The organism is Rhizobium sp. NPDC092011 (assembly GCF_044756305.1).
Lineage (GTDB): Bacteria > Pseudomonadota > Alphaproteobacteria > Rhizobiales > Rhizobiaceae > Rhizobium.
Window position 1 is genome coordinate 1 of record NZ_JBIVSO010000034.1, and the last position, 17,598, is coordinate 17,598.

15 protein-coding genes are annotated in these 17,598 nt (G+C 57.7%); 6 read left to right on the forward strand and 9 right to left on the reverse strand.

What is annotated here, in order from left to right:
• From ACIQJ2_RS37755 to ACIQJ2_RS37765, 3 genes are all read left to right on the forward strand, one after another.
• On the forward strand, positions 1-195 hold a 195-nt coding region (locus ACIQJ2_RS37755), incomplete at its 5' end, for a hypothetical protein (protein ID WP_400678121.1).
• A 589-nt stretch (positions 196-784) separates the two neighbouring features.
• Complete coding sequence (locus ACIQJ2_RS37760; RefSeq protein WP_400678122.1) at positions 785-1,954, forward strand: hypothetical protein; 1,170 nt, start codon at positions 785-787, stop codon at positions 1,952-1,954.
• A gap of 718 nt (positions 1,955-2,672) precedes the next feature.
• The gene (locus ACIQJ2_RS37765) at positions 2,673-3,797 is read left to right on the forward strand and encodes a helix-turn-helix transcriptional regulator (RefSeq protein WP_400678124.1); all 1,125 of its coding nucleotides are present in this window, start codon (positions 2,673-2,675) and stop codon (positions 3,795-3,797) included.
• Between the two features lie 355 nt (positions 3,798-4,152).
• Here the strand turns inward: ACIQJ2_RS37765 and csgH are convergent, their stop codons facing one another.
• From csgH to ACIQJ2_RS37795, 6 genes are all read right to left on the reverse strand, one after another.
• A complete protein-coding gene (gene csgH / locus ACIQJ2_RS37770) occupies positions 4,153-4,464 on the reverse strand; it encodes a curli-like amyloid fiber formation chaperone CsgH (RefSeq protein WP_400678125.1) in 312 nt (103 codons plus the stop codon).
• Positions 4,465-4,523: 59 nt separating this feature from the next.
• Complete coding sequence (locus ACIQJ2_RS37775) at positions 4,524-4,883, reverse strand: hypothetical protein (protein WP_400678127.1); 360 nt, start codon at positions 4,881-4,883, stop codon at positions 4,524-4,526.
• Positions 4,884-5,429: 546 nt separating this feature from the next.
• A complete protein-coding gene (locus ACIQJ2_RS37780; RefSeq protein WP_400678129.1) occupies positions 5,430-5,615 on the reverse strand; it encodes a hypothetical protein in 186 nt (61 codons plus the stop codon).
• Positions 5,616-5,696: 81 nt separating this feature from the next.
• Entirely contained in the window at positions 5,697-7,238 is a 1,542-nt protein-coding gene (locus tag ACIQJ2_RS37785; RefSeq protein WP_400678130.1) for a multicopper oxidase family protein, read from the reverse strand.
• 109 nt (positions 7,239-7,347) lie between these two features.
• The gene (locus tag ACIQJ2_RS37790; RefSeq protein WP_400678132.1) at positions 7,348-7,620 is read right to left on the reverse strand and encodes a hypothetical protein; all 273 of its coding nucleotides are present in this window, start codon (positions 7,618-7,620) and stop codon (positions 7,348-7,350) included.
• A gap of 13 nt (positions 7,621-7,633) precedes the next feature.
• Positions 7,634-7,828 carry a heavy-metal-associated domain-containing protein gene (locus ACIQJ2_RS37795; protein WP_199149179.1) on the reverse strand — a complete coding sequence of 65 codons (195 nt, stop codon included), beginning with the start codon at positions 7,826-7,828 and terminating at the stop codon, positions 7,634-7,636.
• Positions 7,829-7,987: 159 nt separating this feature from the next.
• On the opposite strand from ACIQJ2_RS37795, the gene ACIQJ2_RS37800 reads away from it, so the two are divergent.
• Together ACIQJ2_RS37800 and cueR are read left to right on the forward strand one after the other, a co-directional pair.
• The gene (locus ACIQJ2_RS37800) at positions 7,988-10,489 is read left to right on the forward strand and encodes a heavy metal translocating P-type ATPase (RefSeq protein ID WP_400678134.1); all 2,502 of its coding nucleotides are present in this window, start codon (positions 7,988-7,990) and stop codon (positions 10,487-10,489) included.
• Positions 10,490-10,545: 56 nt separating this feature from the next.
• Positions 10,546-10,995, forward strand: coding sequence for a Cu(I)-responsive transcriptional regulator (cueR, locus tag ACIQJ2_RS37805; RefSeq protein WP_400678136.1), 450 nt, complete (start codon positions 10,546-10,548; stop codon positions 10,993-10,995).
• Positions 10,996-11,033: 38 nt separating this feature from the next.
• On the opposite strand, the gene ACIQJ2_RS37810 is transcribed toward cueR, so the two are convergent.
• The 3 genes from ACIQJ2_RS37810 to ACIQJ2_RS37820 all read right to left on the reverse strand — a co-directional run bounded on the left by ACIQJ2_RS37810 (position 11,034) and on the right by ACIQJ2_RS37820 (position 16,864).
• Complete coding sequence (locus ACIQJ2_RS37810) at positions 11,034-12,995, reverse strand: elongation factor G (RefSeq protein ID WP_400678138.1); 1,962 nt, start codon at positions 12,993-12,995, stop codon at positions 11,034-11,036.
• A gap of 469 nt (positions 12,996-13,464) precedes the next feature.
• Positions 13,465-15,474: a putative bifunctional diguanylate cyclase/phosphodiesterase gene (locus ACIQJ2_RS37815; RefSeq protein ID WP_400678140.1), complete on the reverse strand. Its 2,010-nt coding sequence runs from the start codon at positions 15,472-15,474 to the stop codon at positions 13,465-13,467.
• A gap of 799 nt (positions 15,475-16,273) precedes the next feature.
• The gene (locus ACIQJ2_RS37820; protein ID WP_400678142.1) at positions 16,274-16,864 is read right to left on the reverse strand and encodes a TetR/AcrR family transcriptional regulator; all 591 of its coding nucleotides are present in this window, start codon (positions 16,862-16,864) and stop codon (positions 16,274-16,276) included.
• Between the two features lie 119 nt (positions 16,865-16,983).
• Here ACIQJ2_RS37820 and ACIQJ2_RS37825 point away from each other — a divergent pair, with 119 nt between their 5' ends.
• Positions 16,984-17,526: an NAD-dependent epimerase/dehydratase family protein gene (locus tag ACIQJ2_RS37825; RefSeq protein ID WP_400678144.1), complete on the forward strand. Its 543-nt coding sequence runs from the start codon at positions 16,984-16,986 to the stop codon at positions 17,524-17,526.
• Positions 17,527-17,598 lie beyond the last annotated feature (72 nt).

Below are 17,598 nucleotides of genomic sequence, written 5' to 3' on the forward strand. Positions count from 1 at the left end.
AAGGTGACGCCGAAGCTCGGGGTGACCGGCGGCTTCTCCGGGCTCGACGGCTCGGGCGCCTTCGCGGCCGTCACGGTGGGCATGAGCCTGCAGACACAGAACTTCTGGATGCTCGATGCCAGCATGCTCCTCAACATCGAGGGCGATGGACAGAAATCCGTCGGCGCTAAACTCGCCGCAGCCAAGAAGTTCTGAAGCAGCAGATGAAGCTCAGACACACCACGATGGCATTTGGAATAGCTGCTCGAATAGGAAGATGTTTGCAGGCGAACTCTTTGTGTGGATATGGCGTGTGGTGCAGTTGAATATATCAGGCGCCCAGCGAGTGCGACGTTGGCAATGATGCCGCGCACATTTCCTGCGAATGTCGACGCCATCTGGTAGACAAGGCCGGCCGATGTGAAGACGTAGAGTTCGACCATGGGATTCTATGGGCGTTGTTACGTTGTTTGTAAAGGAAGCGTATGTGGAGATCGCGAGAAGAGAATGTCGAGTTTTCCCCTCAGATAGTTGAAACAAACTGATGCCGGGCGCAGCCGAGATCTAGAAGCTAAAGGGCAACATCGCCAGCAGAGCCGACCATGTATTCGCGCCGTTTCCTGCCAGAGGCGACTTCCTCCGGAGAGCTTTGCTGACATCGGAGTGACTTCCCAGAAGTCGTGTTGCACATCAGCCTTTTGTGTTACGCTAATGCAGCGATTCCTTTTATTCCTTTGGCACGGGGGCTCAGACGCGTATAGCTAGCTTGCGAGGATTGCTTTGTTTGCCTTGCCTGCTTGCGCCGGTGGCCCTTTATTCAATGCAGGCTTGCGCGCAGGACCAAGGGTTTGTCGAAGGTCAATTTGATCTCGACTGGCAGCGACTTTCGTTTCCGGCAGTTTCAATGGGAACGCCGACGATTGCCCAGCAGAGCCTGACTGCATTCGGGTCTGAATATGGTATTTCAGCGGGCATGCCGTTGTCGAAGGAGCCTGGCGCCTTTACCTTTTCTTGGAGCGGAACGCGTTTCGATGTTTCGGGCCACTCCTCCTCCACAAGCACACTCGCCAACAGTCCGTTCATTCTTGAGGTCGGTTCACCAAGCCCGGGTGAAATCGATCTTAGTTATCTGACCGACCCATCGGGAGCGACCGCGGCCAGCAGCGTGACCTTTGTCGATCGAGCAGGTAGCCCAGCCTCGATCTTTTCCTCCGCATTTTCCCCAACTGGCCCAAATTCAGTGACACAATATGCTGTAAGCAAAACGGCCTTGGGCGCCGCTTTTGCGGCGGTGCTTACCAACGGCTCAACACCAAGTGCTGCGGCCTATGGTGCCTTTGGCGACAGTAACGGCCTTCTATTTGCGGGGGCAAATGACGCTGGGCCCGGTACGGTACACGCATGGAGTTTCGTCCATGTAACTGGTTATACCCAGTCGATCTGGTTCTCAAAGCCATTAGCTCCCGACGATGCCTTTGCGCTCAGAATTGGAGCGACCTATCGAAGCGCCAAGGAGCATTTTGGCAGCGGACTTGCCTTCGATCTAAGCCAGGGTGCACCAAGCGGGGCCATACCGGTTGTGGGATTGAACGAGGCGGGGAGTTTCAACACGGAATCCGGCGGTCCCACTATTGGCTTCCAGGGGCGTTTCTGGCCGCAAGCGCCATTCGTCGTTGAAATGTCCGGTATGGCTGGCATCGCCTATTTTGGCGCGAGATCAACGACTAGCCAAACTCTCGTTCTTCCTCAAGTTGCAGCGATAGAGGTGCCAGGAGGCACGCAACGCGACAATGGTGTGATGGGGCTAGCAGGCTTGGACCTGAGCCTCGCGTTTCCACTGAAGCAACAAGTCGAATTTCGCCTATCGGGTGGGGTTCATACCACGCTGTGGGGACCGCGACCAACCGCAACGGGGATCGGCCGGACCACCTCGTCTCAGTACAATGTTGGACTTTCGCTAACAGCTCACTTCTGACAAGCATAGTGACGTGCCGGCTCGACAGTGGCTATCTCGATAAATGAACTGGTTAGCTGAGCAGCGACCCCGCTGGCGGATCGACGCGCATTTGGATTGCTTACGATCATTGCGCGAGGAATTCATCTGCGAACCATTGATCGGTTTCGTGTCGGTTTTTTGCCGAAGTTGAAAGTAACTTTAGATCGCTATGTGATGAAGAATATAAGCGGATAATATATTTGAAAAGCACGGGTTGCAATTACCGGTAATGCCATCGAGATTCGGTGACGCATAGCTGTATATATGATTTGTTGATTGAAGTCAGTGTTTTCTGTATTATTGCTGATGATATATGCCGATAATTGCCTTTGAGATACTATAGTTATATCAAAATAAGTAAAATTTTAACGTGCCATTATCAATGTAGAAACTCCGCAACATATCTCTACAGATATCAATTTCATCACTCATAACTGCCGTGCATTCCGAGGATTATCATGAACAGCAAGGAGGGTTCAAAGACCGAACGTCAGGTTGGTGCATGAGAGGGTGCATGTGAGATTACGTGTAAACACCAACCACCAAGCAAACGACATGAACTGTGTACACGCCTATACTCGAGTGGACGGCAGTCGTTCGTAGACTTGCTTAGCCTTTGAATTCGCGCCCAAATCTTTGTGACCACCACCATGTCTCAAAGAGACTGCGCGAAGACTACGGCAAAGGGGAGGGGGAATTGACGGTTACTTTCAATCAAGAAATGCATTCCTATGTTGTCCAGACAATCTACCAAGCTGTCAGCAATCCAGAGGGCTGGGGTGAAGTTCTGGGTGAAATGAGAAAGATGACTGGTGCAACCAGCGCCTTTTTTATGGGCCTATGCTCGGGGGCAGAGGACGGCGTTAGCGTCATCGGCAAGTGCGTCGACAGAGCGGTTCTCGTTCAGCCTGATTTCGTCGACATCGTCCATAACATGACCGCCGGCCTTGGCCCGGGTAGCAATCTGGTTCTTGACGCAAAACGTGACGGCTTGCCCTGGGAGGTCCACCTTGCCAGGATCTTCGACTGCGAGGGGCAATTGCTGTTGGTGGTCATTGCGAAGGACGGGTATCGACGCTTCAACCTCGGCCTGATTTTCGGCCGTGACGACCAAATGAATGTCAAACTGGCCAATCAATTGCTTATGGCAATGACGCCCCACCTTCAGATCGCCGTTGGCATTCACCGACAGATGTGGAGAGATCGCGAAAAGGCGGTGCAGTTGGATCGTCTGTTTTCGCAATCCGTCACACCGAGAGCCATTGTCCGGCGTGATCTGAGGGTTCTTGATGGTAACCAGGCCTTCCAGCGACTGACGGAGAATAACGGTCCTCTTCTGAAGGTTTCTGAGGGCTATCTTATCGTCGGCAACATTGCCCTGCGACAAGAAACTGACAGGCTTTTGGAACAGGCCGCTCATAGCGCGGACGTCGCCAATATTGCATGGGTCAAGGATCCGCAGCACGGGCTCAGTTGGCTATTGAAAGCGGATCTTGTCGGATTGAAGTCCTTGGCTACGACTCCCTTTGTAAACCTCCACGTAGACAGCGAGCTGAAATTCATGTTGAGCTTCTACAGGATGGGGGACCACAATGGCTTGACACCTGCTCTGGTCGGCTCGGTTCTCGGTTTGACAACGGCTGAAGCCAGCCTTGCCTGTGCACTGGGGCTTGGACGAGCGCCCGCCGAAATTGCGCAATCCCGGGGTGTCGCGAAGAATACGGTTCACAACCAACTGACTTCAATCATGGCTCGCAACGGCCTCCATCGGCAGGGACAGTTGCTTACTCTTCTCTCTACGCTGGCATTTTTCGCGGGATAATCGATTGTAAGTGAGAGCTCTCTCTCATTCAATGATATGGCAATCGCAGATGGCCGAACGCAACGCGATATCGCATAACAAAAGATCTGGTACAGGACGTGCCTAGCAAGATGTCGATGGCAACTGCGCCGTGGCAGGTCTGTCGCGCCACCTGCTTTTGGAGAAGCCGCGCAGCGCTTGGTTGCGTTAACGTGCCCGTAGATCGAACATAAAGCGAATTGTCTTTGAGAAGACTGCACGCTGACAAGCCATCAATTTCGAGCTTGTTATTCTCGCGCTTAAGTCGACTGCTGACATGCGGATGCTGCCCGGCAGGCACGACCTTAGGCCTTGGCGGAGACCAATGGCGCTTCATTCACCTTGTTTCGGGCAGTGTATAGCTGCAGATCAGATTGCCAGAAGCATCAAAGACCTGCAGCTCCGCAGCCAGACTATTCGGTGCGCCGCCTATGATAATCTTGGACAGATCCTCGCGATGACCTCCTCTTGCCGAAAATTCACCACCCTGCGCATTGGAGGAGGTTCCACCGTCCGATACGGAACGTACCATGAATTGGTAGGTACCTTCGCGGGCCACGGACGGGATCAATACGGCCGAAAGGCGGGTCATGCCGCCGACATCATGATATTCGATCCTGCAGACGTCTACGGGGGGTGCGGTGACCATTTGACGTCAACTCCTAGAGGTTTGGAGGGCCCGCTTCAATGCCGGCCCTCCTTATCCGGTCAGTGCTGGACAGTCACAGATACGTTGTTCTTCCCCGATTGGGTCGTAGAAGACAGGTTGTCATGGCTGAACTGGACGGTTGCGGCGAGGTTCCCCTTGCCCATCTGGGTCGTATAGCTTTGGTTGTACTTGCCGAATTGTGCCGTCGCGGAAATATTGTCCTTGCCCATCTGGATCGACTGGGCATAGTTCCCCTTACCGACCTGGCCGACGCCGGCAAAGTTCCCGTGGCCGACTTGGCCTATGGCCGACACGTTACCGTTGCCTGTTTGTGAGGTAACTGAAACGTTTCCGCCGGCGAAGGCGGCGGTTGAGGCGACTGCGAAGGCGGCAGAAAGAAGCAGGATTTTCATGGACATAGGGTTCTCCTCCAGGTTGCCGTCCTAGTCGACGGTTATAGAAGGTTAGCCTTGTCCAAACCCGTTTGCAGTCGCTCAATCTCACCACGTATCTGACCAGTTTCTAGCCTTCGAATAGACCATTGTTCACTCATGAGGCCGCAAATGAGGACTCGACGAGGACAACAGGTCCTTTCGCTTGGTCACAATGGACTATCCAAGGCGTCTTTTGGCGTGAGCTCCCCTCGAAACTGGGCGGCTTGAGTGTGGCGAACAGTGCCGCAAGACTGTCATGCGATTTGAGGTTGGGATTTCGACGGCAATCCGCCGGATTGCGAGTGCGAAAGATGGCGAGCCGATATTTCGGCCACATGGTTGTCGAGGAGATCGGGAAAAAGGTGGGTGGTTGAGCCGCAAGAGCAGCTTGACTTGTTTAAGGCGGGCGCCGGCAACTGCGGCTCGCGCCTGAAGAACAGGGTGAGCCGCCGTCCCTTATTGCGCGCTGGGCTCACCAGTTTATTTTCCTCGCAGTGTGAACTGGCGCAGTCGAATAGCCGCGCTGAAGCATCACCGTATTCGCACGCCTTGCGAATCGAAAAGCCGCAGATCCGCAGCCGCGAACTTCAGGTCGAGCTCCCGGCGGCTCGGATGGTAGAGGTGATAGCCGTGAACATCCGGACACCAGTCCGCCAGCACATCGATCAGCCGCCCTTCGATGTTGCGCAACCCTTTGTTTGGGCTGGTAACCGACATCGCTGCTTCTTCGCCCTCACAAAGGATTGCCCGCTACGGACCCTGTCGCAGCGGGCTCGTGTTGCATGCGTTTGGTCCAGACTAGGCCCGAACGTCGATCGTGCCCATCATTCCGAGCTGTTCGTGCTCGAGGATATGGCAATGATACATCCGCGGTCCGGGCAGATCCTGGCGCAGCAGAAAGCGTACTGTCTCACCGGCGGAGACATTCACTGTATCCTTCCATGCCCGAAAAGCGGGTTTGGTGACCTTGCCGTCTTTCTCATGCTCAACGACCTGGAACTGCGTCCCGTGCACATGGAACGGATGGTCCATGTCGGCCTGGTTGACGATTTCCCACAATTCGACCTGTCCGACTGTCGAGACTTCATCGATCCGATCCATATCGAAGCTGGCGCCGTTGATCAGGAACTTCATGCCCATATCCGACGACATCGACATGCCATCATGGTTCATATTGCCGTGATCCATCATCCCGCCCATGGCTTCCGTCAGCACGAAGCGGCGTTTTGTTCGTGGCTCGCCGAGGGGCACGACAGGGCGCAGCTTGGCTGGCAGCGGCGGAACGGAGGGCGCTGCTTCAACCGAAACATTGGCCGTTAGCAGCGTCATGCCGGCTTCGTTCGGCTTGCCAGGGCCCATCCATCCGCGCTCATAATCGAGCGTGGTCAGCTTCGCCGTCCCCGGTCGATCGAAGGCCACGATGAGTTCGACGCGCTCGGCGGGTGACAGCAACAGCTCCTCGACGGCAACCGGGGCCTCGATCAAACCGCCATCCGTGCCGATGACGGTCATGCCGGCGTTCTCGAACTTGAGGCGCAGGAAGCGTGCGTTCGTCGCGTTGAAGAGCCGCAGTCGGCGCTTCTCGCCTTGCACCATCGCCGTGATCGGATTCTTCTGGCCGTTGACGAGCACATGGTCGCCAACCCGTCCATTCATCATATCCGCCATGGTGCTGTCAGGCATTGTTCCATCGGCAGCGAGCCTTAAATCCGTAAACATCAGGATCGTGTCGCCATACTCCACCGGGATCGGATCTTGCTTTGGTTTCACCAGAAAGATGCCTGCCAAGCCGCGATAGACCTGCTCGGCGGTCAAACCATGAGGATGGGGGTGAAACCAGTAGGAGGCGGCGCTGCCTTCCGGCAGATCGAACGTGTAGGTCCTCTCGCCGCCGGACGCTACCGGATCGGCCGGATTGCCGTCCTGATTGGCGGGCACCGGCATACCATGCCAATGAACCGTTGTCGGCTCGTTCGGGATCTCGTTTGCGAATGCAATCTCGATCCTGTCGCCCTCATGCGCTTCAATCACCGGACTGGTACCGTTATAGGCAAGCACCGACGTATCAAGTCCCTGTGAGAACCGTACACGGCTTTGCCCGGCGGTCAGCTTTGCCTTGAAGGTTCCAACGACGCCCGACTGGTTCTCCAGGCGCGGCAGATCACGCAGGGGCAGCCCTTCAGGCAGAACGGGCTTGCCCCCGGCTTGCGGCATATCGTGACCGCCATGGCCCGTCATGGCGCCCATATCATGGCCGCTCATGTCGTGCTTCATCTGGGCCGCGGTTGGCCCGGCAATGGCAAAGCCTGCAAGGCTTGCGAGAAAAGTCCGCCGGTGCATCGATCGTTTTCCTTTTGCTGCTGACGAACTGGCAGCGACGCGGTCGCTGAGGTCCGTTCCTAATTTTGAGCTTCCGCGAACGTGCCTCCGAAGAGCGCGTCCCCGGATGTCACTTCGCATTTTTGGCAAGCCATTCCGTCATCATGGCGATCTCACCTTCCTGGGCCTCGATCGCCATCTCCTTGTGCATGCGGTCGTTGGCTTCGCCGAACGCTTTCGTGGAGGGACTGCCCGCTGCCGACATCGAATGGTTGGACATATTCATTCCCGACATGTCGTGACCCGGCACGGGGGCGCTCTTGTTCAGCTGGCTCTGCGCAATCGCAAGCCCCGCACTGACGGCGATTGCACCGCCAATGAAGATCGGAGTGAGCTTGTTCATCATCCGCTCCCGATCAGCTCGTCATAGCCGGGTATCCGGCCTTTGCGAGAACCTGCAAGATGACGTCTTCACCTGCGGCCGATTGAACCGTGACTAGACGCTTGTCGGGATTGGCCTCGATCTTGGCATTCGGGTCGACCGACTGGATCGCCTTGGTGACGGACCTGGCACAACCGCCGCAGGTCATGTTTTCGATTTTGAGTTCCATGAAACATCTCCGTGTTTTGATCTCACATCGCTCAAGGTGGGGCTTCCAACGATGGGAAGGTCAAGTGACATCAAACAAAAAAATCGCTATTGACCTTCCCATCGTTGGAAGCCTGATCCTTCGCTCGAACTCAGATTTGAACTAAAAAAGGAGGCGGCTATGAATGCCCCCATTCGAGCGACAGACACGTCCACTGCAATATCAATGCCGATCGAGGGCATGACATGCGCATCCTGCGTCGGCCGGGTCGAAAGAGCGCTGAAGACGGTCCCGGGCGTCGAGACTGTATCGGTCAACCTTGCCACCGAGCGGGCCAATATGACGATGAGCGCGACCGTCGACCGCACCGCACTCATCGCAACCGTCCAAAATGTAGGCTACTCCGTGCCCGCCAGCTTCGTCGCGACCTCAGACCCCATTGAACTCTCGGTGGAGGGCATGACATGCGCCTCCTGTGTTGGCCGCGTCGAACGTGCCTTGATGGCCATTCCCGGTGTAACGCAGGCGGTCGTCAACCTGGCGACCGAACGGGCGACGATTAAGGGGTCCGTCAGCGCGGTGTCCCTGGTCGCGGCAATCGAAGATGTCGGCTATGAAGCAAGGGTGATCGGTACCATATCGGACCGGAGCGAAAGCCAAGATGCGGATCGCGCCGAGAAGAAGGAAATCGAACGCCGAGAGCTCACCCGCGATTTCACGGTCGCCGCCGTGCTGACCGCACCGGTTTTCCTGATGGAGATGGGGGCTCACCTCCTTCCTGGAGTGCACCGCCTCATCGAAGCCTCGATCGGCATGCAATGGAGCTGGTATATCCAGTTCGCGCTGACGACGCTCGTACTCTTCGCTCCCGGCATCCGCTTCTACGACAAAGGGCTCCCGGCGCTCTGGCGTCTCGCCCCCGACATGAACTCGCTGGTCGCCGTCGGCTCGCTTGCGGCCTACGGCTATTCGCTGGTTGCGACCTTCGCGCCCGGCCTCCTGCCGCCCGGCACGATCAATGTCTATTATGAGGCTGCAGCGGTCATCGTAACGCTCATCCTGCTCGGCCGTCTGTTGGAGGCCCGCGCCAAGGGGCGAACGTCCGAGGCGATCAAACGCCTGGTCGGCCTGCAGGCCAAGACTGCGCGGGTTCGTCGCGGCGGCAAGGCCGTTGATCTGCCGATCGGCTCGGTCGTTGCCGGCGACATTGTCGAAGTCCGCCCCGGCGAGCGGGTTCCGGTCGATGGTCAGCTGGTCGAAGGGGAAAGTTATGTCGATGAATCGATGATAACAGGCGAACCTATCCCGGTGTCAAAGGTGGTCGGCAGCGCGCTGGTCGGTGGCACGATCAACCAGAAGGGCGCCTTCGCATTCCGCGCGACCGCTGTCGGCGGCAATACAGTGCTCGCGCAGATCATCCGCATGGTCGAGCAGGCACAGGGCTCGAAGCTGCCGATCCAGGCCATGGTCGATAAGGTGACGATGTGGTTCGTTCCGGCGGTCTTTGCAGTAGCCGCGCTGACTTTTGCAGGCTGGCTCTATTTCGGGCCGTCGCCCGCTCTTACATTCGCGTTGATCAACGCCGTGGCGGTCCTAATCATCGCCTGCCCATGCGCCATGGGCCTTGCGACCCCCACCTCGATCATGGTCGGCACAGGCCGTGGTGCGGAGCTCGGCGTGCTGTTCCGCAAGGGGGAAGCCCTGCAGCTGTTGAAGGACGCCAAAGTTGTCGCCCTGGACAAGACCGGCACCCTGACTGAAGGTAAGCCGATGCTGACCGATCTCGAACTGGCAGCCGGTTTCGACCGGACAAGCGTTCTTGGTCTGGTTGCGGCCGTCGAATCCAAGTCGGAACATCCGATCGCGCGAGCGATCGTGGAGGCGGCGGCTTTGGAAGGTGTGGCGCTCCAACCCGTGTCCGACTTCATGTCGGTGACGGGTTTCGGCGTCAAGGCGATGGCCGGCGGCAAGCACATCGAAATCGGCGCGGACCGTCATATGATCGAGCTTGGGCATGATGTGACCGTGTTCTCCGCGGTTGCCAAGCGCCTGGGTAACGAGGGAAAATCTCCACTCTACGCCGCGATCGGCGGCAAGCTCGCGGCAATTATTGCCGTGGCGGATCCGATCAAGGCCACGACGCCTGCAGCGATCAAGGCGATGCACGATCTCGGCCTGAAGGTAGCGATGATCACCGGCGATAATGCCCGCACCGCCAGGGCCATCGCGATGCGATTGGGTATCGACGAAGTCGTGGCCGAAGTCCTGCCGGACGGAAAGGTCGAGGCGGTCCGCCGCCTCAAGGGGCAGTTTGGCAAGATCGCCTTTGTCGGCGATGGCATCAACGACGCGCCGGCGCTCGCCGAGGCCGATATCGGCCTCGCCATCGGCACGGGCACGGATATCGCCATCGAGGCAGCCGATGTCGTCCTCATGTCGGGAAGCCTCCAGGGCGTGCCGAGCGCCATTGCGCTGTCCAAGGCAACGATCGGCAACATCCGCCAGAACCTGTTCTGGGCCTTCGCTTACAACACGGCTCTGATCCCCGTTGCGGCCGGCGCGCTTTACCCGAGCTTGGGCATCCTGCTCTCACCGGTCTTTGCAGCAGGTGCCATGGCCCTGTCCAGCATCTTCGTGCTTGGCAATGCGCTTCGGCTCCGCCGCTTCAAGATCGACAATTAGCAATTGGACGCAGCCGGTCTTTCACGAGCCGGCTGCCTTGTATCAGGAGAAGTTTCATGAATATCGGACAGGCAGCAAAGGCGTCGGGCGTTTCGGCCAAGATGATCCGCTACTACGAAGAAACCGGCCTCATACCGGCCGCTGGCAGGACGGCATCGGGCTATCGCGACTATTCGGATACCGAGGTGCACATGCTGCGTTTCATCCGTCGGGCGCGCGATCTCGGCTTCGCAGTCGCTGAAATTGGCGAGCTTTTGGAGCTTTGGCGTGACGAAACCCGCCAGAGCGCCGAGGTTAAGCGCCTCGCTCAGGGCCATATCGAGGCGCTGAAGAAGAAGATCGCGGACCTGCAGGATATGGAGCATACGCTCACCATGCTGGTTAGTTCCTGCCAAGGTGACCATCGCCCCAATTGTCCGATCCTGCAGCGGCTCGAGACGACCCAGGAAGGCGAAAACATCTCGATCCGGCCCCGCGCGGGGGCCGTTCATCGCTCGCCTCGGTAGTCAGCACTGCCAAACGAGCACGAAGCGGCGCCACCGTTTCAGTGTGCGACGCCCGGTTTCTCCTGCGCCCTCACAATGGCGTCGGCTTCCTTGCCGTATACCTCCTCAAAGTGATCGAAGGTCTTGGAAAAATAACCAATGCCTTGCGTCGCCGAGCGCAGCGCTCGCGCCAGATCGTCAAGTGCGCCACCCGGAACGAGCGCCCGGAAGATGTCCCATCCCTTGGCGGTCTCATCACGGTCGAAGCCCAGAACCTGGCCGTTGAGGGCGGCGACGATCTGGATGAGGTTGCCGGAATAGACCGAAGGAACGTGAAATTCGCTGCGAAAAACCGGCTGCATCAAGACGGTAGATCCTTCGGAAAGCGCCTGGCGCACCCCCATTTTCGACGCGGTCCGGAAGGCATGTTCCGAACTGTCGACGGTATGGTGCTGACCATCTGACAGCGTTACGCCGACATCGATGACTTCGAAGCCCAGCGGTCCTTTCTCCATCGCTTCGCGCGCGCCGGCTTCGACTGCCGGGAGATAATTGCGCGGAACGGCGCCGCCCTTGATGGTCTCACCAAAGGTGAAGCCCTGGCCGCGCTCGTTGGGGTGAATGCTGAGTTTCACATCCGCGAATTGTCCGGCACCCCCGGTCTGCTTGCGATGGCGATAATGAACCTCCGATGGCTTCGTGATCGTCTCGCGGTAGATCGGACTGGGCATTCGATCGGTCACCGAGATGTGAAAGACATCTGACAGCGTTCGACAGAGATCACGCAGATGCACCGGGCCCTGGGTGCGAACGAGTTGAGCGCCCGTGCCCTCTTCCTGCAAGATTTTCAGACCGCGATCCGTCTCGGAAAGTTTCGTCAGCGTTTCTGAAAGCTTGTTTTCATCGCGCTCGCTGCCGGGAACTAGGATCCTTTCGAGCATCGGCGTGGGCGGTTCGGTCCATGCAGGCGGCGCGACCACCGCGCCTGATGTCAACAGCGAAGGGACGGACAGGTGGTCGGACTTGACTGTGGCGAAGACATCCCCCGGCGCAGGCAGAACCGTCAGATTGGACCGCCCGTTCGCGAGACTTTGTAAGGCGCCGAGGCTGGAGCCGCCAAGCAACGCGCCTTGGCGCAGTCCCTCACCGAGTGCGCGTACGAGCACCGTCTTGCCGATATTCTGGCGATGATAGGCGTGGAAGCTCACGGCCACCAGCTTGCCTTCGTCGACAGTTCCCGCAAGAGCGAGACGCTGCCGAAGAACCCCGACCGGCGGCGCCTCGTGGCGCAGTGCCTTCATCAGCCTCATCATGCCGTTGCCGTGGCTGGCAGCACCGATCAAAACAGGGATAATCCTGTTTTCCCTGAGAACCCGTGATGAAATGGCATAGAGCGCATCGCTGGGTGGTTCGCGGTCCTCGATCAGTTCCTCGAGAAGCCAGTCATCGAATTCGGACAGGTGTTCCAGGAGCTCGCTGCGTGCTTCGCGCTCGCGTTCGGCGGTGCTTTCGGGTATTACTATTAACGCCGAGGTCTGGCCTTCCCGATAGCGCCACGCCCGCTCCGAAATCAGATCGCAGCTGCCGACAATCCTGTCCCCTTCGCGGATGGGGATCTGGCGAAGCAAAAGAGTGTGGTTGGCGTAGTCCTGAAGCGCCGCGATCACGTCCCTCAGCCGCCCTCTCGGTTCGTCCATCCGATTGACGAAGAGAATGCAGGGCGTCCCCGAGGCCTCGATTATTCGCAGATAGGGCGCCGCGAGCACCGCCTCCTCGGGTGCCGATGAAACGCACAGGATGCAGGCGTCGCTGGCAAGAAGTGCGTGTTGTGCATGCGCCAACGTTTCGTTGGATCCTGGCGCGTCCAGTGCGCACCACGCCTCGTTTCCGAAGGTAAATTCCGTGAGGTTTAATCCATAGGGAGATGTGGATCTTTTTGGCGCCCCCTCCAGGGCGCCGAGCTTTTCCACGACTGTCGATTTTCCGGTCTGCGAGGGTCCAAGCACGGTAAAGCAGCGCATCGGCATTCCTCCAACTGCCATAGACACAACTTTCAGCCATCATAGGATGCCCTGAACTGCTGCAAAGCGCCAGAGGTGTTGAGTTTCACGGTGCCCAGGCCAAGATTTGGATCTAGGGTTGATCCCTTCAAGGCCTGAGAACGCATTGGTGAATTCGCAATATCCGCATCCGCCTAGGGCCGCGATGCGATGCAAGCTTGACGAACACCTGGACACGAATGAACGGGTGGTCGCCGAAAACCGCTTGGCAAGCACCGCCCTTTGAACGCCAGTATCTCATCCCAATAGATCTCCCTGGCGATTGTGCCTGCTCGACCTCAAAACTCCGCGGCTGTTGACCCATCATCCGATGAGGCGAAAAGAGCACCGAATCCGGGAGTGTTTGCAGGGTGGGTTCATCTTGCTTCATCATCGATGAAGCGGGCGTGGCGCTGCGAGATCGGCAGATGCCCAATTCAAACGCCGCCGATCAGGCTACGTCGACGCGGCGGGACGGGATAATGTCGAGCACTTCCGGCAGGAATGGTTGCGGCCGGCCGAGGAAATAACCTTGCGCATAGTCAACGCCGATCGCGCGCAATGCGGCAAGAATTTCCGCATTTTCGACGAATTCGGCGATCGTCTGACGACCGGCCAGATGCGAGATCTGGTTGATCATTTCGACGGTCATCCGGTCCGCTTTGTCAGTTAGCATGTCACGCACAAAGCTTCCGTCAATCTTCACATAGTCCACGGGCAGGCGTTTCAGATAGGTCAGCGACGACATGCCGACGCCGAAATCGTCAAGCGCAAACCGACAACCCATGCTGCGCATGGCGTTCATGAAGGCGATGGCCTCGTCGAGGTTCTCGATGGCGCTCGTCTCAGTGATCTCGAAACAGAGCACATCGGCCGGCACGCGGCTACGACCCAGCGTCTCGCGCAGGAACGGCAAGAACGTATCGTCCTTTAAGGTCAGACCACTGAGATTGATCGAATATGTGCTCGACATCATGTTCTTGCGCTGGCCAATGATATCGAGTGCATGCCGCACCACCCAGCGATCAAGGGCCGGCATCAGGCCAAAGCGCTCCGCGGCAGCAATGAAGGAGGCAGGCGCGAGCAGCTTGCCGTCCTCTTCGAGCCGCAACAGGATTTCGCAATGCTCGACCGATGCGCGATTGCCATCGATCGACGCAATCTCCTGAGAGAACAGTCTGAAGCTATCGTCCTCCAACGCACGATGAAGGCGCTGTACCCAATTGAGATTGGCGGCGAACTGGGTCTGAGCGGCGTCTGTCGTCTCGAAGACATGTACGCGGTTACGGCCCTTTTCCTTCGCCATATAGCAGGCAATATCCGCTGCCTGCAGGGCTTCCTGTAGCGTGAAACTCCGATCGGCAAGGTGCACCACGCCGACGCTTGCGCTGATCGAATAGCGATGGCCATTCCAAACAAAGTCGACCGCTTCCGTGAGTTCGCGCAGCCGCATGCCGATGCGTAACGCATCCTCCGGCCCGCAATTCGGAAGTACGATGCCAAATTCATCGCCACCAAGGCGAGCAAGCAGATCCGTGCCGCGGATCGCCTTGCCAAGATCGAGAGAGACGCGGCGCAGGAGCGCATCGCCTGCCGCATGGCCGCCATTGTCATTGACCGACTTGAACTGGTCGAGATCGATAAACATCAACGCATGGCAGGCGTCTGGCTGCTCCAGCGCGTGGGCCAGGTGATCCTCAAAGAGCCGTCGGTTCGGCAGGCCCGTCAGCGCATCATGATTGGCGTTGTGGGAAAGCTGCTCTTCGATAACGCGACGATCCGTGAGAAACCTGCTCAGCCGCCAGACAATGAGGATAATGAACAGCAGCGCCATGACCGCATTACCGGCAAAGAGTACAGTCTGTACCTGACGTGTTCCTTCCCCCAAGCGGTCGGAGAAGCGGTTGGTCAGCGGCGTCACGAGTGCGTTGATCTCATCGAGTTGACGCATGATCTCTCGCCGGTCGGCGTCGCTGGTATTGCGGGAGGCATCGATCGCCTCGCTGATAGGCTGCAGTTGCATCAGCACGTGCTCAGCCGTGCGCCAGTCACGGATACAGGCGTCCATGACCGGCAGCCAACGGAAATAGCGGAAAAGCCAGATGAGCTTTGGGATATCGTCGGGATGATTGCCACCCGCGAGGAAACCCTGGAAGGCCGTGTCAATCGCGGGAGGATCCGCCTCCAGCGCCTTGCGCGCCTGACGGTCGCCCATCGGGATCGCCATTGCCTCGTGATAGCGCGCCACAAACGAGAGATTCCCGGATTCAGCATAGCGACTGAGGTAGTAAAGAGCATCGTGCTGCCCCTTCGACCACAGACTCTCACCGGTCACGAAAGCTCGCAACGACGAGGTGACCTGCAGGCTGAAGGTCGCAAGTGCGGTCTGAAGAACGACGATGAGGACGAAGGGCCATGCAACGCTGACAAGATGCAAAGTTGTCCTTGGAGTACGGATCATGCAGCGCTCCGAAACTGACGGCGACGAATGGCCGTGCATGTCCGAATTCTCGTTGCGCTCGCGATCGCTTTTGTCCCCAAAGGCCCCCCCTTTGACATATCCGCCTCTGCGACACGCGCCTGGAAGGCACGGATCGCTGAATGATTGGACCACACCGTCGTAATGAAAGTGCTAAAATATGCCGCGATTTTTTGAACATGGGCGTGCGAAGCTGTTCGCGGGCCATACCGTGAGCTCACCGTTATCGTGGAGCGATTCTGACGAGGCCGCTGCCGAGCAGACGAACAGCGTCAGTATCGCCAGCGTCTTGAAGATGCCGAGCATCGTCTGGCCTCTTATCGTTCGTGAGACGGGGGAGCCTTCGCCTTCGCGGACGATCTAAAGGAGAAAAGGTGCGCGCTGCGCGGCATCGAAACCTGCCTGCAGCAGATCGCGATAGCGAGACCAACGCAGAGGCCGCATAGCTGCATTGCACAATAAATGTTTTCCAACTGGTCAAAAATCGGGCATAAAGACTGCAGCTGATGCACATGACGGTCTCCTCCCAGTGCCGTCGCAGCAGCTGTTCCCCTCTGGAGGTTAAAGATCTCCACACTTTATGGGCCGCGGTTTTCCGTCGGCCCTTTCTTTTTTGCACTGCAAAAATGGCTTGCAAGAGGTGATTCAAGAAATCGCTTTAGGTAGAGGGTGAAATGATCCCTAGGTAATTTCTACCTTGAACCAACGTTGTTTTGATGCAGGCAAAAATTGCCAAGTCTGTTTGATGAACATCTGATGGGCGGTGGCGTTTTTCGAACCCCTATCGGCCATTCTGTGGCATCACCGCGACGCGCAGAAAACGCATGAACAGAGCTGTTTCCTCCTCAAGGTGTGGACCACCTCTTCGCGAGTGTTTTATCCCTTCAATCCCCGCCAAGATGAGGCTGGCCAGTTGCGCAGGCGTGGCGCGGGCCGGTTCGAGGCTGATCTCATTGCTTAACTCGGCGGCGGTCAATGTCTGCTCCAGCATGTCGAGTAACCTCTCGCGGGCTTCCGTCGTTATGTCGGCAGCCAGGGCCATGTTGGTGGCAAAAAGTTCGTTGGCTGCGTCACTCTCGCCAAAGGGCGTGATCAGCTCCCGTTGGAAGACCGCCATGGCCGCCTCAACACGGTCAATGGCCGCCCCTGGCTTCGCTAGTGCCGCCGTCACATTGGCCATTGTTCTCGTATGCGCCCTCAAGGAGCCCGCGCGGAACAACTCCTCCTTGCTGTTGAATGTCAGATAAAGCGAGGCCCTGGAGATATTTGCAGCGCGGGCAATGTCCGCCATGGACGTTTTACTGAAGCCAAAGCGCACGAACACCGGGAGTGCCGCATCCAGGATATGGTCGGTTTTTCGATCAATCTGCATGATTTGGTCATTATTGACACCACATGTCCAATCTGTCAAAGAACAGTTAGACATTATTTGTCTAACTGTCTATTTTTGATAGCCGTTTTGGACGGCGAACAGGGAGCTTCGACATCACAATGGTGGATGAACACGCCAGAGATCGGACTGTGCTCGTGACCGGGATTGGCGGTTTTCTTGCCCAACATGTCGCCCTGCAACTGCTCGAGCAGGGGTATCGCGTTCGAGGAAGCTTACGATCCTTGGGGAAAAGCGAGGTGATAGGCCGGGATCTCGCCTCCCACTGCCACAACATCATCGAGCATCTCAGCTTTGTGCAGGCGGATCTTGACCGTGACGACGGCTGGGACGAAGCCGTCGAAGGGTGCAGCTATGTGATTCATACCGCCTCTCCCTTTCCTCCGGGGTATGCGGACAATGAATATGCCCTGATCCAGACCGCGCGTGATGGCGCGTTGCGGGTGTTGCGCGCCGCGCACCAGGCACAAGTCACGCGGGTCGTGCTGACTTCCTCCGTGGCGGCCACGAACCACGGCGATGGGCAAGCGCCGTTTACCGAGGAGAACTGGACCGACGTCAACAGCCCGCGAGCAACGCCCTATTACAAATCGAAAACCCTGACGGAACAAGCGGCATGGGCTATAGCGCGGCAATCAGGATGAGACGCTTGCGACAATCTGGATGAGATTCTTAGGTCGCGGTCGGGATCAAGTTATCATGCTGATTGCCGCTGA